Source organism: Archangium lansingense (assembly GCF_026626635.1).
Lineage (GTDB): Bacteria > Myxococcota > Myxococcia > Myxococcales > Myxococcaceae > Archangium > Archangium lansingense.
The window spans coordinates 317,099-335,630 of record NZ_JAPNKA010000001.1; the positions used below are offsets into that span (position 1 = coordinate 317,099).

General features: G+C 68.2%; 12 protein-coding genes. 3 read left to right on the plus strand and 9 right to left on the minus strand.

All coding sequences use genetic code 11. The features are described from left to right. Positions 1-151: 151 nt before the first annotated feature. Both OV287_RS01205 and OV287_RS01210 read right to left on the minus strand, forming a co-directional pair. On the minus strand, positions 152-2,854 hold the full coding sequence (locus tag OV287_RS01205) for an AsmA family protein (RefSeq protein ID WP_267532106.1): 2,703 nt from the start codon (positions 2,852-2,854) through the stop codon (positions 152-154). Between the two features lie 240 nt (positions 2,855-3,094). Next, positions 3,095-4,633 carry a hypothetical protein gene (locus tag OV287_RS01210; RefSeq protein WP_267532107.1) on the minus strand — a complete coding sequence of 513 codons (1,539 nt, stop codon included), beginning with the start codon at positions 4,631-4,633 and terminating at the stop codon, positions 3,095-3,097. Between the two features lie 114 nt (positions 4,634-4,747). Here OV287_RS01210 and OV287_RS01215 point away from each other — a divergent pair, with 114 nt between their 5' ends. Both OV287_RS01215 and OV287_RS01220 read left to right on the plus strand, forming a co-directional pair. Further along, on the plus strand, positions 4,748-6,523 hold the full coding sequence (locus tag OV287_RS01215) for a DUF885 domain-containing protein (RefSeq protein ID WP_267532108.1): 1,776 nt from the start codon (positions 4,748-4,750) through the stop codon (positions 6,521-6,523). A gap of 217 nt (positions 6,524-6,740) precedes the next feature. Then, positions 6,741-7,328 (plus strand): hypothetical protein, encoded by a 588-nt coding sequence (locus OV287_RS01220; protein ID WP_267532109.1) that lies wholly within the window; start codon positions 6,741-6,743, stop codon positions 7,326-7,328. A 268-nt stretch (positions 7,329-7,596) separates the two neighbouring features. Here the strand turns inward: OV287_RS01220 and OV287_RS01225 are convergent, their stop codons facing one another. The 6 genes from OV287_RS01225 to OV287_RS01250 all read right to left on the minus strand — a co-directional run bounded on the left by OV287_RS01225 (position 7,597) and on the right by OV287_RS01250 (position 16,099). Further along, on the minus strand, positions 7,597-10,164 hold the full coding sequence (locus OV287_RS01225) for a DUF5916 domain-containing protein (RefSeq protein ID WP_267532110.1): 2,568 nt from the start codon (positions 10,162-10,164) through the stop codon (positions 7,597-7,599). 27 nt (positions 10,165-10,191) lie between these two features. Beyond that, on the minus strand, positions 10,192-11,076 hold the full coding sequence (locus OV287_RS01230; protein ID WP_267532111.1) for a 4-hydroxy-3-methylbut-2-enyl diphosphate reductase: 885 nt from the start codon (positions 11,074-11,076) through the stop codon (positions 10,192-10,194). Between the two features lie 103 nt (positions 11,077-11,179). Next, the gene (locus OV287_RS01235) at positions 11,180-13,249 is read right to left on the minus strand and encodes a M56 family metallopeptidase (protein ID WP_267532112.1); all 2,070 of its coding nucleotides are present in this window, start codon (positions 13,247-13,249) and stop codon (positions 11,180-11,182) included. Continuing rightward, entirely contained in the window at positions 13,246-13,641 is a 396-nt protein-coding gene (locus OV287_RS01240) for a BlaI/MecI/CopY family transcriptional regulator (protein ID WP_267532113.1), read from the minus strand. The genes OV287_RS01235 and OV287_RS01240 overlap by 4 nt, the downstream gene beginning before the upstream one ends. 125 nt (positions 13,642-13,766) lie before the next feature. Then, complete coding sequence (locus tag OV287_RS01245; RefSeq protein ID WP_267532114.1) at positions 13,767-14,423, minus strand: hypothetical protein; 657 nt, start codon at positions 14,421-14,423, stop codon at positions 13,767-13,769. 8 nt (positions 14,424-14,431) lie between these two features. Then, on the minus strand, positions 14,432-16,099 hold the full coding sequence (locus OV287_RS01250; RefSeq protein WP_267532115.1) for a hypothetical protein: 1,668 nt from the start codon (positions 16,097-16,099) through the stop codon (positions 14,432-14,434). Between the two features lie 218 nt (positions 16,100-16,317). On the opposite strand from OV287_RS01250, the gene OV287_RS01255 reads away from it, so the two are divergent. Then, entirely contained in the window at positions 16,318-16,683 is a 366-nt protein-coding gene (locus tag OV287_RS01255) for a hypothetical protein (RefSeq protein WP_267532116.1), read from the plus strand. A gap of 93 nt (positions 16,684-16,776) precedes the next feature. Here the strand turns inward: OV287_RS01255 and OV287_RS01260 are convergent, their stop codons facing one another. Continuing rightward, positions 16,777-18,486: a lamin tail domain-containing protein gene (locus OV287_RS01260; protein WP_267532117.1), complete on the minus strand. Its 1,710-nt coding sequence runs from the start codon at positions 18,484-18,486 to the stop codon at positions 16,777-16,779. Positions 18,487-18,532: the final 46 nt, after the last annotated feature.

The window sequence follows — 18,532 nt, forward strand, 5'->3', positions numbered from 1 at the left end:
GGGGGGGCAGGTGCTGCACCGATTTATACCCGCACTCCAGCCCTCATCCAGGAGACAGAATACGGGTCCGGGTACCCTCACCCCGACCCTCTCCCGGGGGGAGAGGGAGGAGTGACAGGGTGAGGGAGGGGTGACACTGCGGTGAATCGGGTTAGCGACCGAAGATGCCGCGGAGGCGCTTCTTGGCTTCCTCCTCGGCCTTCTTGCGCGCGGCCTCTGCTTCCTGCCGCGCCTTCTCCTCCAGCTCCTTCTTCCGCTTCTCCGCCTCGGCCTGCGCCGCTTCCTTCGCCGCGTCCGTGCCGCCGGTGATGACCTTCCCCACCTCCTTGCCCTTCTCGCCCAGCAGCTCCGTCGCCGCGCTCGCCGCCGCCATCTTGGCGATGGCCACCGCCGCCGGCTTCACGTCCAGCTCCGTCACCTCCGGGCTCCATGCCTTGCCCGTCAGCTTCACCGCCACCGGCACCGGGTCGGTCGGCTTCGCTCGGCCCATCGTCATCTTCTCGATGAGCGGCGGCCCCAGGTTCACCGTGCCCGCGAGGTCCAGCGTTCCGTCCAGCCGGATGCCGCCGTCGAAGCTCATCGCCGCCTCCGGCCTCGTCCAGGTGATGGGCTTGGAGAGCTGCGCCACGCCGTTCTTGATGGTCACTCCGAACGGGAGCTGATCCGCCAGCTCGGTCACGCCATCACTGTCCAGCACCTTGCCCGCGAAGGGCAGCGCCTTCACCAGCGGTCCAGACACCGCCGCCGGGATGTCCAGGCCCGAGAACGCCCCGCCCAGCAGGGTGCCGTCGATGGCCCCGGCGAGCCGATCCTGCAGACTCTTCATCTCGTAGCCCACGCCCGACAGGTTCATCTGCCCGTCGAACTTCCCGTCCAGCACCTTGCGCGGCACCCGCGGGGCCAGCGCCTGCGCCATGTTCATGCCCTTCACTTCCGCCTTCAGCTCGAAGGGCCGCTGGGCCGCCTCGGGCCCCAGCCGCACCGAGCTGCCACTCGCCGACACCGTGCCCCCGTAGATGCCCGTGGTGAAGCGCTCCACGGTGATGAGGTCGTCCACCATCTTGAGCTGGGCCACCATGTTGGACAGGTCCATCTCGTTCATCCGCAGCGCGCCAATCTTGAACGACATGTCCCCGCGCATGCCGTTGAAGCGCTTGGGATCCGAGGGCCCCTCCTCCTCCTCCTGCGGCGTGCCGCCCGCCGTGGCCGCCACCTCCTCGTCCGTCATCATCAGCTCGTCCACGTCGAGGCGCGGGCTCTCGAGCGCCAGGGCGAACGCCATCGTCTGCTTCGCGCCCTGGCCCGCCTGCGAGTACGAGGCCGTGCCCGCCATCGTGTACTCGAGCAGCGCCACGCTCAGCCGGCTCAGGTCCACCTTCAGCGGCTGCTTGCCGCCCTCCGGCTGGTACGTGCCCGCCGCGTCCACCTTGAAGGTCTGTCCGGGCCGCTTGTCCAGGAGCAGCCCCGGCCGCATGTCCACGCCCGACAGGTCCGTCTTCGCGTCGAAGCGCATGGCGCCCCCGCTGGCCGCCGCGCCGGTGAGCCGCGCCGTCAGCCGCATGGGCGCGCCCGCCTCCTTGGAGAGCTGCTCGGGGATGCGCAGCCGCACCGGCGTCAGGTCCACCTCCGCCGTCAGCGCCTGCGACTCCTGAGTGCCGCCGCCCCGCACCACCAGCCCGATGGGGCCCGCTATCTGGTTGGCGAGCTGCTTGCGCAACGGCGGGTAATACTCGGCCAGCACCGCCGGGTCGAGGTTCTGCCCCACCAGCTCGAAGTCCTGCATGGCGGGCGTCTCGGTGAGCAGTCCCTTCACCTGGCCCTTGCCGGTGAGGCGTGCCGGGCCGAGCTCCACCAGCAGCTTCTGGAGCGACAGGTCACCCGTGTTCATGTCGCCCGTCACGTCGGTGTCCAGCACCACGTCGAGCGCCTTGCCACCCTCGGTTCCGGCGAAGCGCAGGCCCTGCGCACGCAGGCCACCCTTGAGGTTCGTAGGTCCGACACCGCCAGGCACCGCCGCGCCGAGCTGCGCCGTCCAGTCCGCCTGCAGTGTGCCCGCCTGCAGCCCCATCTCCGGGCCGAGGAAGGGGCCCAGCGGCGCCAGGTCAATGGGCTCGGACTTGAGCACCACGCGCTCGGGCACGGGGATGAGCGAGGCCGGCAGCGGCGTCGTGTTCAGCGTGAGGTGGAAGTTCTGCTTCTCCGCCAGCACCGCGGCGTGGAGCACCACCTCCAGCGGCTTGCCCGCGCGCAGATCCTTCACCTCGACATCGAGATCCGAGATGGCCAGCTCGCGCGCCTGGGCCCCGCCTCGGTCGATGAAGCGGATGGTCGCATCCGTGAGTGCCGCCCGGTCCACGCGCACCGCCGACAGGTCCGTTGGCTGCTCCTCGGCGGGAGGCGGCTCCTCCTCCTTCGGCTGCTGCTGAGCGAGCTTCTCCTGCAGCCGGGAGAGATTGGTGGTGCCGTCCGGCAGCCGGACGACGTTGACGGTGAGCCCGGATACCTCGGCGTTCTTCACCTGGAGGTCCTGGCCGCGCGAGGTGATGGCGGGCCAGACCGCTACCGCCACGTCGATTCCCTTCAGCTCCGCCAGGGGCACCTGCTCGCCCTCGGCGGCGCCCACCACCACGTTCTCCACCTCGACGCCCAGGTGGGGGATGAGCTGGGTGGAGATGTCCCCCACCTCCACGGGCCGCCCGAGTGTCTGGGAGAGCTTCGTGGCCTCGGCGCGGGCTTGTTGGAGCAGGATGGCGTCGAGCCGCCACAGGGCCACCGCTACGGCCGCCACCAGGAACAGGACGATGCCGCCCAGGACATAGGGCCAGCGCTTCTTCTTCGGCTGCTGTTCGGACATCTCTCGGTACCTCCACCAGCCAGCGGGCCTGGGGGTTGCTCGGTGCTCGGGCTATCAGGCAGGCGAACCCTTAGCCCAGGAGGACCCATCCCGCACGTTCCTCGTGCGGGGGCTCGGGACTGGAAGTTGAAGATGGCATTCACGGGCTTGGACGGGAGCCGGTCGCGGAGATGCATCCGGCCCTATGGGGCAGGCCCGCCCGGCTGCCCTCCAGGCCCGTGTCCCTGGCTTTCTCGGGACTTATTGAGGGCGCACGACCGGAGTCCACTGGAGCGGCCCGAGGGGAGCCCGCCCTTGCCCAATGTGGTCGGGGAGCACACGCCCCTGGGTGTCGAGGGCCTGCACCTCGCCCTTCACCGGACCGACGAGCTGCCCGGTGCTCATGTCCACCAGCAGGCCGTCGACATAGATGAGGTTTCCCGCGAGCTCGAGCCCGTACTCGGTCGGCGTGCCGAGCTCGCGCTGCTCCCCACTCGCGATGTCCACGAGCCAGAGGCGCCGGTCCTTGTCGTCGGCGCCAGCGTTGCGCGCCACGAGGACACGGGTCTCCTGAGTGTATTTCACCTGGCCTCCTACGGGATGCACGGTGCGTGTCTCCAGGTCCACCACGCTCTGGGAGGACGACTCGCCGCCCGCGGTGGACGCGGGAGTGACTGGTATCAGCCGGGGCGGAGTGCCAGCGAAGGGAATCCTCCTGGAGCGCTCGGCGGACAGCCCGAGCGGCTGGTGGATGCGGGCCCCGTGCAGCTCGAGCGCTTCGCCCTGCGCGGTGCAGGCCACCAGGACCTGCTCCCGTGCGGCATCCACGTAGAGGACGTTGGCGCGGCAGCTCGCGGGCACCCACTCGGTGCGCTGGCCCGAGACCTGCTCGACGAAGACCTCGCCCTGCTCGCCCTGGCGCAACACCGAGTCTCCCAGCACCTGGAGGAGGCCCTGGATGGGGGCGAGCTCGCCTCCGTCCACATGGCTCAGCAGCCACGTGGGCGAGTCTCCCTCACGGCCATAGCGGCCGTACGACATGATGGGGCCCCGGCAGAATCTGGCCGAGAGCGAAGTCCTCGTTCGAGGCCAGGAGAGCTGTCCATCTCCATCGGAGTCCTGGGTGACGACGCCGAGCACTGCCCACCGGCCTTCCGGGTCGAGCTCGGCATAGCCCAGCACTCCGGGGCCATGTGGCACCTCCTGCCTGCTGCCGTTCTCGAGGTTGATGAGGAAGGCCGTGGCTCGCTTGTCCTGCCCTGTCAGCGTCACCAGGAGCAGGCGCTTGCCGTCGCTGGAGAAGGACACGGGCAGGGGCGAGCCGGGCGTGTTGCTGTCAGGGATGGCCTCGAGAGGGGCCAGCTCGGTGTCGGTGTGCGTGTACGTGTCGAGCAGCCGGAGCGAGCCACCGCGGGCCACCACGAGGTAGCGGTCGGTCGGGTCCGCGGTGAGGAAGTCGTCGAGCGGCTCACCCGCACCGGGCTCGAGGAACAAGTAGGGGGTGAGCGCGTCACCGCTCGTGTTTCCGTGCTGGCCGAAGCGGACCTCCAGCGCTCCATCGCCGTTGGTGTCCTCGCGCGCCTGGCAGGCGACGACCCAGCGCCCGTCCGTGGCGGCCCGCTGGAAGACGATGGGGTGGGGCGTGCCAATGGGGCCTACCTCCCGCTGAAGTCCGGTGGGGGTTGCTACCGTGGGGGCTGGCGTGGGAGCGACCGCTGGTGGAGTCGTGGGCTCTTCTGGAGTGGGCGAGACTCTCCGCGCCGCACAGGCGGGCAGGAGGAGGGCAGAGGCGAGCAGCACGTGGAGTTTCATGGAGGGAGAGGCTGGAGGAAGAGGCGTCGAGTGTGCAAGCTGTATGGGGTCCACTCCGAGCGCCTTCCCTGCCGCATACGGGGGATGGAGACTGGGAGGGTGATGCTTCGAGCCACCCTCTGCTGTGCCGCCCTGCTGCTGGTCCCCGCCTGCGCTCCGCGTACGGGCCCTGGGCCGGCGGCTTCCGCTTCCGCCATGGCCCCCACTCCCGCCGATGCTGAATACGCTCGTTTCGCTCGCGAGTTCCTCGATTGGTACTACGCCGCGCACCCGGTGCGCTCGACGAACCTGGGCCTGCACCAGTACGACTCACGGCTGCAGGACATGTCGGCCGAGGCCTTCCAGCGTCAGGCGCGGGAGCTGCACGGGTGGCTCGCGCGGCTGGCGCGGCTGGACCGCGCGGCGCTTACTGGGGATGCGGTGTTCGACGTGCGCATCCTGGAGAACGCCATCCGCGCGGAGTTGCTGGAGCTGGAGGAGGCGCGTGGCTGGAGGCGCAATCCGATGCTCTACAACAGCGCCATCGCGAGTGCCCTCTCGTCGCTGTCGCAGCGGGAGTTCGCTCCGGTGGAGGAGCGGGTGCGGAGCCTGATGGCGCGGATGGAGCGGATTCCCGAGGTGGTGGCCGCGGCGAAGGCGAACCTGCGCGACGTGCCGAAGCCCTGGGCCGAGCAGGGCCTGCGTGACACGCGTGGCACGGTGGGGTTTTTGCGCTCGGACTTGCCGAAGGCGCTGGAGGCCCAGGGCCTGTCGCGGGTGGATGCGACGTTGCGTGAGGCGTTCTCTGCTGCGCTGGCGCGGACCACGGCCGAGGTGGAGGGCTTCGTACGGTGGCAGGAGCAGGAGCTGTTGCCGAAGGCCCATGGGGACTTTCGGCTGGGGAAGGCGCTCTTCGAGAAGAAGCTCGCGCTGGAGGAGCATGTGGAGCTGACGGCCGAGCAGCTCCGGGACATCAACGAGCGAGCCATTCGGGAGTACCAGCAGTGGGTGGCGAAGGAGGCGGCGCGGGTGGACGCGATGAAGTCACCGGTGGAGGTGATGGACGCGCTGGTGCACGACCACCCGACGGCCGAGGAGCTGATCCCGACGGCGCGCAAGCAATTGGAGGAGTGCCAGCGGTTCGTGGCGGAGAAGGGTCTGCTGACGTTGCCCTCGGAGCGGTTGCCGACGGTGCGAGAGACGCCGCCGTACGCGCGGATGGGCTTCGCGTCGATGGACACGCCGGGACCGTTCGAGACGCGAGCGACGGAGGCCTTCTACAACATCACCAACGTGGACTCCGAGTGGACGGGGGAGCAGAAGGCGCAGCACCTGACGTACTTCAATCGAGCGGGGCTGTTGGGCATCACGGTGCATGAGGGGATGCCGGGGCACTTCGTGCAGCTGCTGTACGAGGCTCGGATTCCGACGGAGGTGCGCAAGGTGTTCACGCCCGCGTCTTTGGTGGAGGGCTGGGCGCACTACGTGGAGCAGATGATGGTGGACGAGGGCTTCGGCGGGGGAGACCCGGCGGTGCGGCTGGGGCAACTGCGGCGAGCGCTGCAAAGGCATGCGCGGTGGCACGCGGGCCTGTCGATGCACGCTTTTGGGGAGTCGGTGGAGGGGGCGGCGAAGCGCTACGCGGAGATTGCCTACTTCGAGCCCTTCCCGGCGCTGCGCGAGGTGCAGCGGGGCACGTTCAACCCGACGTATCTCTATTACGCGCTGGGGCGGATGCAGATTCTGAAGCTGCGCGAGGACTACAAGAGGTACCTGGAGGCGAGGGGACAGACGTTCTCGCTGCGCGACTTCCACGACCGGTTCCTGCAACTGGGGCTGCCAGTGTCGCTGGCGCGGCAAGCGTTGATGCCGGGGGATATGGGGCCGTCGTTGGAGTGAGGGGCTTCTCCCTCAAGCGGACTTCACCCGGGCGAGCCAGTCCTGGAACTCGTCTCATGAGCTGGCCCACGGACTGCTAGTCGACAGTGCCTTGCCAGCCCGGTGGAAGGCACATCATCCCTGATACATGCTGACCCACGAACCCTACCGATAACAGGAGGAGGGACAGGAACAGCCACGCACCGAGCGCGCCGTCCTATTCCACGTGGAGCCGAAGATGCTTCAGAAGATGGGTCTGTGGTGGTGGCGGTACTTCCCATTGCTCGGCATTTTCGCCATGGACAGCTTCGGTCTGCTCCTCATCGGCTTGCAGGCCGAGAAAGGCTTTGTTCCTCTCGCACTGCTCTGGAGCATGGCCTGGTTTGGATTGGGCTCGCTGCTGGGCTTTCTTTTTGGAATTCCCCGGGTACTCCAGACCGAGTTTGCAGCTCCCTCGACCGAGAAAGAGCCGGCCGTTGAAAGCCCCCCGCCGGCCGCATCTCCCGGAGCGCTCCCTTTCTACGATCAGAGGGTCAATACCAATCTGGAGCAGGTCTCCGACTGGTTGACCAAGCTCCTGCTGGGGGTCGGGCTGGTGCAACTCAAGGAGCTTCCGGACATGGTGACTGCCATTGCAGGGTACATGGCCACTGGACTGACCGCCTCGGCTGGTGCGGGATATACACAGAGCCTGGCGGCAGCCATCGTGCTCTACTGTGGCCCCATGGGTTTTCTTGGCTCCTACGTTTGGCTGCGGATGTATATCGCCCGCGCGTTCCGCTGGGCGGACCAGCCGAAGAGGCCGGACGGAGCAGACACAAATTGAGCGCTAAGCCACTCGAACCAAGTCCTTTCAGGGGTGCTCATGCCGCAAGAACAGGGCACCTTCCGGCCGCGCAACGTGCCGACTGGTCCGACCATCGGACCAGTTGCTCCCGCGTGCGGCCGGAACCTCCCCCTGAAGGGACTTACTCCCACTGGCTTAGAACTCTTGCCTCACCCCTTCGGCCAGGCGCCCTGCGGTGCATCTGGGCTCAACCTGGGGACCAGATACCCTCACCCCGTCCCTCTCCCGAGGGGAGAGGGGTGGTTGGTTACGCTCCCCAGAACCAGGACCACTTCACCAGCAGCGCGTCGTTGGCTGCTCCCGCCAGCAGCCCACTCGGCATCAGGGTGTGTGGCGGTCTCGCTCCGTCCGCCACCGGGAAGCGCTGCTGGCCGTGCGTGTACACCACGTACAGCGTTGACCCCAGCCGGTACTCCCAGCGCAGCACCACGTTCAGGTTCAGCGCCACGTCGTGGAAGTCGTCCGTGTTCTCCCGCTCCACTGGCACCAGGCTGGCGAAGTGGATGCGTGTGCGCGCTGCGTCGGACACCCCCTCGTAGTAGGGGCCATATGCCCCGTAGGCGGTGAAGAGCTGTGCGTACGCCTGCAGCGTCAGCCTCGGCGTCACCACCCACTGCTGCCGCAGCGTCAGCGACATCGAGTCCGTCAGCAGCGGGCTCAGGAGGAAGCGGTGGTCTCCCAGGTCCTCGATGAAGCGCGGGGCGAAGGACGTGCGGTCCAGGAACACTTCCAGCCGCGTCTCCAGCGCCGGGTGGGGCCGCACGGTCCCGTAGAGGTTCACCTGTCCCTCCCACGCCGGTGCCACCGGTCCCGACTGGAAGCGGCGCGAGGCCGCCACGAAGCCTCCCATGGACGCCATCCGGTTCTCGTTGGTCTCCACGATGAGTGCCAGGAAGGCCGAGTTCCTGTTCTCCAGCGGCACGCCCGTGCTGTTCAGCTCGCGTACGTCCCAGCCGCCCACGTCCGCGCCTACCTCCACTCCGACGTAGTCGAAGCTCGGCAGCTGCGCGCCTGTGTTGAAGTTGAACCAGCTCCCCCGGTTCACCGCCCGGCCATCCGTTGTCCACTTCGTGCCCACGTTGAAGTTGGCCGAGTACGCCTTCAGCGGTCCCATTCCATCCGGACGCTGGTAGCGCAGCGAGAGCCTCGGTGCGTGCTCGTTCTGCGTACGTTGGAAGCCACTGGCGTTGAGGTTTAGCCGAGGCGAGGAGAAGTCATCGCCCAGGTCCCACCGGAAGCCCTCGCCGCCGAACTTTCCCGCGCGCACGTAGCCTCCGAAACCCGTGTCTCCTCGGCGCAGCACGGTGCCGTCCCGCAGCGTTCGTTCGGGCACTCCGCCCACCACCTGCGAGGCGTCCACCTGCCCCATCAGCCCGTACTCCCCGTTCTCCGTCTTCAGGTCGAAGTCCACCGCCGCCGCGTTGCCTCCCCTCGCCAGGCACTGCACTGGCTGGAGGTCCTCATCCAATGCCGCGCTCTCGTGCGAGCACCCGCCGGTCAGCGGCGTGGCCATCGTCACCATGCCGCCCACGCGCGAGCTCGTGCCCACCTGCCCGCGCACCACCGCCGCCAGGTAGTTCATGGGCACCGCTGGGTCCGTGGGCAGCGCGTTGTTGGGGCCCACGTGCAGCGGGCGCGTCAGGTGCAAGCCCACCGTCCGGTCTGGCCGCTCCTCGTCCACGTCTCGCCGCCAAGGTCCGGTGACGACCGCGTCCAGCAGGCCCACCTCCACGCCCGGTACCACCGTGCCCGTCAGCTTCGCCGCCCCGAGGATGGGCGTCTCCAGTCCGATGCGCCTCGAGTAGAAGAGTGTCTGCGGCCCTCCCTGTCCCCCCACCGGGTTGAACAGCTCCATGCCCTGCGTGAAGAAGGGGCGCTTCTCCGGGAAGAAGCTTTCGAAGGTGGAGAGGTTGAGGATGAGCTGGTCCGCCTCCACCTGTCCGAAGTCCGGGTTGAAGGTGCCCGTCAGCGCCAGGTTGCTGGTGAGGGCCAGCTTGAAGTCCAGCCCGAGGTCCGCCGAGGGGTCCATCAACCGCGGCCAGGGCTTCGCCGCGTCCGAGAACTGCGGCCGGGCCACCGTGCGTGCCGCCAGGTACGGCACCAGCTCCACCGCTCGCTGCGGCTTCAGCTCCTCCATCCCCGTGAGGTGCCCCAGCCGCGACACCACCGCGTTGCTGGTGCGCGGGTTGAGCACTGTCTCCAGCTCCTCATTGCGGCGGGCGATGTCCCGGCGCACGGAGAAGCCCCACGTCTGCACCGGTGCCTCGGGGAAGCGCAGCAGCGACAGGGGAATGGCGAACTCGGCCACCCAGCCCCCCTCGCGCGGCCCCGCTGCCGCGTCCCACACTCCGTCCCAGTCCGTGCTGTACTGCCGATCGTCGTAGTACAGGCCGTCCGACTGCACTCCGCCCGCATTCACCGTGAAGACGTATGCGGTGCGGTGGTCGTGCGTCGGGTCCAGCAGCACCTTCACCCGGTCCGAGTACAGGTCACTGTCGCGCCGCCCCAGGTTGCGGTTGATGAGCGCCGGCTCCGAGTCGTGGCTGGTGACGGCGATATAGAGGTTCCGGTCATCGTAGAGGACGCGCAGCTCGGTGCGCTCGCTGGGCGCCTGGCCCGCCTCCGGGAAGCGCTGCACGAAGCCGTCGAAGACAGGGGCTCGGGCCCATGTGTCCTCGTCCAGCCTGCCGTCCACCGTGACCGGACCCTGGGCCCGTGCTGCGTGGAGGAACTGATTGCGGCCAGGGCCCTCGATCGCCGCGGACGCAACCGCGCCCCACAGCAATCCCGCTGTCAGCATCCACTTACGCAGCATGTGGAATCTCCCCCTCCAGGCCCTCTATTACTTCCGGCCGCCTTCCTTATTCCGTGAGAGGGAACGAACGTAGTTCCCGTCAATTGCGTGGATGCGCATCTCCACGAGTTGCTCGATTGTCACGTTCGGATACCCGGCTTCGCGGATCTCCTGGATGAACTTGGGACTCACACCGTGGATGCGCATGGACATCAGGTCATCCAGCTTCAGCTCGCCGAAGCCCAGGCCCTTCGCCTCGCGGACGAACTGCGGCGTAATCCCGTGGATGCGCGTGGCCACCAGGTCGTCGAAGTCCAGCTTGCGGAAGCCCAGCTCACCCATCTCGCGGATGTGCTCCGGCGTCACCCCGTGGATGCGCGAGGCCACCAGGTCCTCCAGCGTGAGCTTGTCGTAGCCGGCTGCCTTCAGCGCGCGGATGTGCTCGGGTGTCACCTGGAAGATGGCCACCTGGAGCAGCTCGTCGTGCGACATCTTCGCGTAGCCGAGCTCCGCCAGCGCCTTCACCCGTGCCGGCCCCAGGTCGAAGAGCGCGAGCTGGAGCTGCTCGTCCGGGGTGATGTTCGTGTAGCCGAGCTTCCCCATCTCCTCGAGGTACGCGGCGCTCGGCTCGAAGGTGTAGTGGCCCGCGCCCTTGCCGTTGGCGAAGCGGCCCTCGAAGCGCAGGGTGCCCGCCTCACGCGCGAGCTGGAACTTCGTGTCCGCGCCTTCCGCGGTGTTCAGCCCCTGGAAGGAAGCACGGGGGATGCTGAGCCCCATATTCCCGTGCTCCTTCACGCGGAAGTTCATCTGCAGCTTGTCCTCGCGCGGCGAGGCCGTCCACGTCCCGGTGTTCGGCGCCGCGGCCAGCGCGGAGAGTGTCCACATCAGCACGGCGGAGAAGAGCAGCGTGTACTGCGTCCGTTGCGTATTCATGGTTCAGGCTCCTTTGGGGAACTTCGGGCAAAAGGGAGCCCATCGGCGCGCGCGGGAAGCGCGGCCGTGGGCTCGTGGAAGGTGAGGGGAAGGGGACTGCCGGTTACTGCTTCTTGCGCAGCTCGCGGATGAAGTCCGCGTCCACGCCGCTGCTGCGCAGGCGGACCAGGTCCTCCACCGAGAGCTTCTCCAGGCCTTCATCGCGCAGCTTGCGGATGAAGTCCGCGTCCACGCCGAGGGCACGCATCTGCACCACGTCCTCCGCGGGCAGCTTCTCGAGCCCCGCCTCGCGCAGCGCGCGCAGGTACTCCGGAGACACGCCGAGCGCCCTGAACTGCGTCAGCTCCTCCGCCGGAAGCTTGTCGTAGCCGGCGGCCTTCAGCGCCTGCACGTACTCTCCATTCACGCCCAGGGCGCGGAGCTGGACGAGCTCGTCGAAGGTCAGCTTGTCGTAGCCGGCGGCCTTCAGCTCGTTGATGAAGCTCGCATCCACCCCGAGCGCCGCCGCCTGGGTCAGCTCGTCGGCTGAGAGCTTGCCGTATCCGGCCGCCGCGAGCCCCTTCACGCGCTCGGGCGTCACGCCGAGGTGCCGCATCTCCACCAGCTCCTCGGCGGTGGGCTTGCGGCCGAGGGTGTCCGTCATCTCCTTCACGTACTCGGGCGTCACGTGGGCGTGGCCGAACTGCACCAGGTTGCCCACCGTGGGCTCGTAGCCAATCGACTCCAGCTCCTTCACGCGCTCGGGCGTGACCCCAGCCACCTTGAGCGCGACGAGCTGATCCACCGAGAGCGGCTTGTCGCCCACGCGGGTGGTGTCCCCGTCCTCGTCGTAGTCCGAGTCCTTGTCCTCGGCGATCTTCGGCTTCGGATTGGGATTCGGGTTGGGGTTGGGAGCCGGGGCCTGGGCGAGCACCGGGCTCGCTACGGCGAGTGGGGCCGGGAGCACGCGAGCCATGGCCGCGGGCACGGGAGCCGGGCGCGGCACCGCGAGCTGGGCCGGCGTGGGCAGGACCACCGCATCCGGAGCGTCGGGGGGCTCGACGGCCATCGGTGCACTCGCGGGAGCCGGGGGCACGGGGGCCTCGGCCGAGGCCGCGGGACGCTCGGGCATGACGAGGGCCGCCAGGGGGGCCGCCACCGCCACGCCGCTCATCAGCGTGACGACTGAGGCTCCTGCCACCCACCGCGAGGAGCAGCGCGCTGCGGGAGCACCCACCAGCCGGCGGACACGGTCCGTGAGCGAGCCACCCAGGGCGGACATTGCCGGGCTCGTCGTCCCGAGGGGCAGCACGCGCAGGGACTCCAGCGCGGTGAGGGCCCGGGCGTACGAGACCGCGTTGCCGCTCGTGCCCACGGCGATGTCGTCGCAGCAGTGCTCGCGCTCGACGCGGATGACGCGCGACATCCACCACACCGCCGGGTGGTAGAAGAGGAGCGTCTCCACCAGCGTCTGCACCAGGTTGACCGCGAAGTCGTAGCGGCGGATGTGGGCCAGCTCATGCGCGAGCACCATCTCGAGCTGGCGCGCGGAGAGTCCGGTGAGCGCCGTCACGGGCAGCAGCACCACGGGCCGCAGCCAGCCCACCGCCGCGGGCACGTCCAGCGCCGCCGAGCGCAGCAGCTGCACCGGGCGCGTCATTCCCAGGCGCCGCGCCAGCCGCTCCATCGCGTCCTGCCACTCGGCGGGCGCGGGCTCGGCCTCACGCACCAGACGGCGCAGCTTCAGCCACCCCGAGAGCAGTCGCAGCGATGACGCCGTCACGCCCAGGCCCCAGGCCAGCACCAGCCAGTGCATGTGCTCGCCCAGCAGCGGCAGCGCGCGTTCCAGCACCGGCGTGGGCGCGGGGGCGCGAGGGGTTACCAGGGGGCGCACGTCCACCGCACGCTCCAGCACGAAGCCGGGGGCAGGGAGCGCCGCGGAGGTCAGCTTCATGGAGGCGGGAGCGCTCGGGAGCGGCTCCGCATTCTGAAGGGAGGAGTAGTGGTGCCAGCCGGTGAGGGCGGGCAGCACGAGCATCAGCGCCAGCGCGCCACAGGCGAGCAGGTAGCGCGTGGAGGCCGCGCGGCGGTCGAGCACGCGCAGGGCCACGGCCAGCGCTACCGCCACCAACGTGCCCTGCCAGAGCAGGTGCAGCAACGCCCAGCCCAAGGACTGCGACACAGCTCCGTTCATGGCGTCTCCTCCCCTTCCAGGGTGTCCAGCAGCTTGCGCAGCTCGGCGAGCTCCTCCGCCGAGGCCTTCTTCGTCGACAGGGCCTGCATCGCCAGCTGTGCCGGCGAGCCTCCAAAAGCCCGGTCCAGCAGATCCGTCACGAGCTGGCGCTGCGTCTTCTGCTGCGTCGCTCGTGCCTTGTAGACGTGGGCACGCTGGGACTCGTCGCGCTCCACGAGTCCCTTCTCCGTCATGATCTGCATCAGCTTGAGCACCGTGGTGTAGCCGGTGCCCTCCTCGCCCTTGTTCAGGGCCTCGTGCACGTCGCGCACGGTGCTCGGGCCTCGCTCCCACAGCACTCGGAGGATGCCCAGCTCCGAGTCCGTTGGGCGCGGCAGCTTTGGTTCACTCATCGCACTCCCTCCCGTCAGCTTCCTCCGACAAATATACGAAGGCGTTCGTAGATGTCAACGAAGGGCTTCGTAGATGAGGCACACCTCTGTCTGGGAGAGGGCGATGCGGGCCGGGGGGGCGTCCCTCACGCGGACTTCACGCGGGAGAGCCAGTCCTGGAACTCGTCGCCCAGGTTCATGATGAAGTCGAAGCGGCCGGTGTGGAGCATCTCGACGAGCCGCCGGTCACGGGCGATGAGCTCGGGGACGCTCCCCGGAAACTGGATGCCTCGCATGCCATCGAACAGGTAGCCCTGGTCCACCATGAGCATGTCGATGTAGTGGGAGAGGGCGTCGAAGAAGCGATCTACATTGGAGGCGATGGGCAGGACATAGTTCATGTAGCCATCGATGTAGATGACGGGCTGGCGGCCCCGCTCGTCGGCCAGCTTTGGCACAACGGCGTGGTAGTAGGCGAGCCCGGGGATGTTCCCGAAGAAGACAGAGGAGCGCCAGGGCTCCTCCTCGTCGCGAAATCCCTCGGTCCTCAGTACGATTCCGTTGAGCTGGTCATCGACTCGGTCGAGGAAGAACTCTCCATTGAATTCATCCACGAATCCAAACTCAGCCCCGCCAAGGCGTCTGTAGACGGCCGCGAGCACGGGATCGAAGGGGTGGCCCGCCACGAGTTCTCCAGCCGAAGGGGGAGCGCGCCCCGGCGGCAGGATTTTCAAGGGCAGACCGTGCTTCCGGTACACCTCCATCAGCCTGTCGAGACCCGGAAGTGGAATATCCGCATTCATGGTCATGCTCATTTCAGGATGAGGTCTACGAGAACCTTCACTTCGTCGAGTGCATCCGCCTCGGCCCTGGCAAGCGCGGATGCGGAGCGTCCCGCTTCATAAGGTTGGTTGAACCAGCGGCCAAAGTGCCGGTCGACGATGGCAGCCACTTTCCGCACGTCTTCTGCGGTGGCCTTGCCTTTCGCCCGTCGGAACACCGTCCAGACCTTGTTGATCTTCCTATGCACTAGATCATGTACCCCCCACAGGTTCTCCCGCGCGTTGATGTTCAACCGCTGGAAGAGATGGGTGTACTCGAGGGGAATGCGATGATGCACGGGATAGAACATTCCCCGCTCATCCAGCAGGAGCTTCGCGAGGTCGGCATGGAATTTCCCGTAGAAGTCGTTGTGAGCCATCTTCCGGAGTTCCCCACTTGCATAGTCGTCCAGCTTGGCCCCGAGGAGGTTCTCGAAGCGGGCCATGAGCTTGCGGAACTGCTCCATCTCCGCAGCCGAGAGTCCCTGCGTCTGGGCCTTCGTCCACAAGCGATGGAACTGCTCCCGCTCCGCCGGGCGTACCCGGGCGAGGAAGGAGCGGAACCAGGCGACGGCCTCCGAGCCACCCCGGGCCAGGATGGGGGCCAGTCTGGGCGCCACCGCCTCGAAGAGTGCGAGGCCACCGCGTATCGCGAGACCGCTGATGAACCATGTGGCGAGGAACTCGGTGCTGGTGACCCCAGCCTGGATGAAGGAGTCCTTCGCCTCCTCCCTCCACTCGCGGAGAATGCGCTCGTAGAGCGCGTAGTGCTCGGTGACGAGGTCGGCTGGGGCCGGCGAGTCCGGGCGTAGCGTCTCTGCCTCCATCACGCGCCAACGCACTTGGCTCTCGGTCTGGCGATGCTCTGCCTCCAGATTCAGCCGTACCGTGCGCGGCCCGATGCCCTGGGTGAACGGCAGGAGTGCCTGGGTGATTTGCGCGACCAGGTTCGGTGAGGGCTCGCGGGCAGGAGCGCCGCCCTGGGATTCGTAGCGAACGATCGTCGCACCGAGAATCCGGTCGTCATCCAACAGCACCTCCACCGATGCAGTAGCACGGCCCCCCTTGGGGACCCGCAGCCCTCGGGTCAGCTGGGAGGCCACGGCATGCGCCTGGGCGAGGGTATCCGCCGTCACCCCTGTGCGCCGCACGGGCAACGTTCTGGCCTCCAGTGGTTTGGAACCCTCCGCGGTGGTGAAGGACCGCAGCCCCCAGCCCCGCCGCTCCTGACTCAAGGTGAGGACAACCTCTCCCGTGCGACTCCCCACATAGGTGGGCAGGTCGAGCTCGAAGCCCGGGGCGAACGAATCCACCTTCCCCGCGAGGCCCGCTCCTCTGGCATCTCGCCTCCAGGCCAGCAGTGTCAGTGCGCCGTTGTGCGCCCAGAAGCGGAAGACCAGCTCGGTACCGGCCTGCTCCACGTGGCTTGCCACTCCACGCATGCCCGACAGGGCCGCCGTGGCCTCGGCCCGGCGCGCTTCCTCGTCCGTCTCCGCGTCGCGCATCTCCCACGGCGGAGGCGGGTCCCGTCCCATCTCCCCCGAGGGGAGTTCCTCCTCGGGCTCGAGCTCATCCAGCGCTCCCGTCGTCGCGCAGGCCTGGAGCGCCAGGGCCAGCAGACATATCCACCCGGTGGTTCGGGCCGTTCCCTTTGTCATGCCGGAGCAAGCCTACCCAGTGCGCGGCTGTGTTGAGCAGCGGGTACTCCACGAGGCTCTCAGCACCGTCAGCAGATTGATTGACCAGGTTATCGGGAGGCGGGCCGTGGGCCGACTGTCTGCCTGGCCGCACCTGCGCCGTACCGGGAGGGGGACTTCCAGCGCATGGAGGCACGCCCCACCTTCCGGGCAGGTGGACTGTGAAGCAGGAGGCCGCGATGGCGGACAAGCGCAAGGGTGGAGCGGGGAAGCAGAAGCGGACGGTGGTGCGGCGCCGGACGGTGAGAGGCTCGGCGGGACGCATCGCGGTGCGCCGGGACACCGCCGCGTACCGCACCGCGGCAATGGATGAGCACTCCATCCAGGTGAGGGATCAAATCCAGGCCGCGCTCGCCGAGGCCCAGCGGTTGCGCGAGGACATCGAGCAGCGCATCGAGCTGCGCCTGAAGGAGGAGGACCAGGGCACGCCGGGGCAGGTCATCTCGAGGCTGACGGCCGAGGCCCGCCTGCACACGGTGAAGCCGCTGGGCCTCGAGGCCCGTGGACGGAGCGAGGACACGGGGCGGACGAAGAGCTCGAAGTAGCCGTTGGCGACGTGAGTGCCCGCCAACTCCAGCCCGGACAGGACTGGAGCGGCGGGCCATGTCGTCACCGCGTGGGGTGACGGACTGCGCGACTCAGTAGGCGGTGCCGTTGGCGCGCTTGCCGGGCGAGGAGCCAGAGCTCGACAAGGTGGTGTGCAGCACGAAGGTGCCGCCGCTGGAGCCATCCGGGCTGCGGTTCGCCGACACTCCGTCCGTGCCCGAGAGCGACGAGGAATAGGTGGTGGTGCTCACCGTGGTGCCGGCCGCGTTCTTCACCGTCACGGTGTCACCGCTGTTGCCCAGGTTGAGCATGCCGGTGGTGGCGCCCACCGCGTTGGTCACACCCGTGGGAATCCCCGCGGCGGCGCCGAACACGACGATCGCCTTGCCCGCCGCCAGCGTGGTGCCGCTCGCGAAGGTGTGGCGCACGCTGGTGCCGTCGGAGACCGTCCAGCCGGAGAGGTCCGCGGCCGTGCCTCCCGAGTTGACGATCTCCACGAACTCACCGTTCACGTCCGAGCCCGCCTCGTTGGCGAGCACCTCGTTGATGAACACCACCGCGGCGCCCCCCCCACCACCGGTGGTGATGGTGAAGTTCGCGTTGCTCGTGTCGGTGATGGCGGAGTTGGAGGTGTCGGTGACGCGCACCTTGGCGGTGGTGGTGGCGCTGCTCGGGACCGTCCAGGAGTAGCTGCCCGTGGAGGCGGAGGTGCTGGAGGTGAGGGGGGTCCAGGTGGAGCCGTTGAGCGTGTACTCCACCTTCACGCTCGTCACGCCCGTGGCCGTCCAGGTGATGCTCTGGGTGCTGCCAGTCGCATAGCTCTCGCCGCCGTTGGGTGCGTTCACCGTGATGCTCGCGGTGGTGGTGTCATCCGAGGGGATGAGGAAGTCCTTGATGATGGCCATGTGCTGCATGTTGGTGGCGCCGCTGTCAGCGCTCAGCGCGGGGGAGATCTCCGAGATGGGCGAGTACACGCGGGTGTCGATCACCGTGCCCGCGGCGAAGGAGCTCGAGCCAATGACGGTGGCCGTCTGGTAGGCGCGCAGGTCGCTGTCGACGAGGAGGTGGTCATACGGCTTGGCGCGGGCGGCGTTGGTGTTGGTGTTGCCGTTGCGGTCCGCCGGGTACGGGCTGGCGGTGCTCACCACCTGGCCGAAGGCGGTGAAGCAGGCCTCACTGCGGCTGTCGGTGTTGAAGTCACCGCCGATGGCCAGGTAGTCGCCCGTGGGCACGTTGGCCTTGATGAAGTTGACCAGGTTGGTGGCCTCGGTGTTGCGCACGCTGCTGCTGGTGGTGAGCAGGTGCACGCTCACGACCCAGAGGTCCTTGGGCCCCGGCACGTCGATGCGCGCCCAGGCGAAGTCGCGGTTGGAGACCTGGGTGTCGTCCCACTCGCCCGAGGCGATGATGGGGTAGCGGCTGATGATGCCGTTCGGAATCTGCGCGCCGGCCTCGCGGTAGTAATAGAAGCTGGAGCCGAAGGCGGTGTTGACGAAGTTCCGGATGGCGGTGGCCGAGTTGTCCCCGTAGTTGAACTCCTGGATCATCACCACGTCCGGCCTGGTGCCCTGGAAGATGCGGGTGCCTTCGCCCGGGTCGTAGCTCTGCAGGTTGCCGCTGGTGGTGTTGGCGGCCATCAGGCGCAGCCGGACGCTTGCCGCCGCTTCCTGGGTGCCCAGGATATCCTCGCCCCCCTCGTCCTGCGGCAGGCCCCCGCAGGCCGCCAGCGTGAGGGAGAGCACGGCCGCCAGCAGCTGGCGGTCGAGGAGCCAAGGCCTCGAAGAGGATTCTGTCTTTCGCACGATGTCGGTTCCTGCTCCGGGAGCCGGAGCGGTGGGAGAGGTTGCG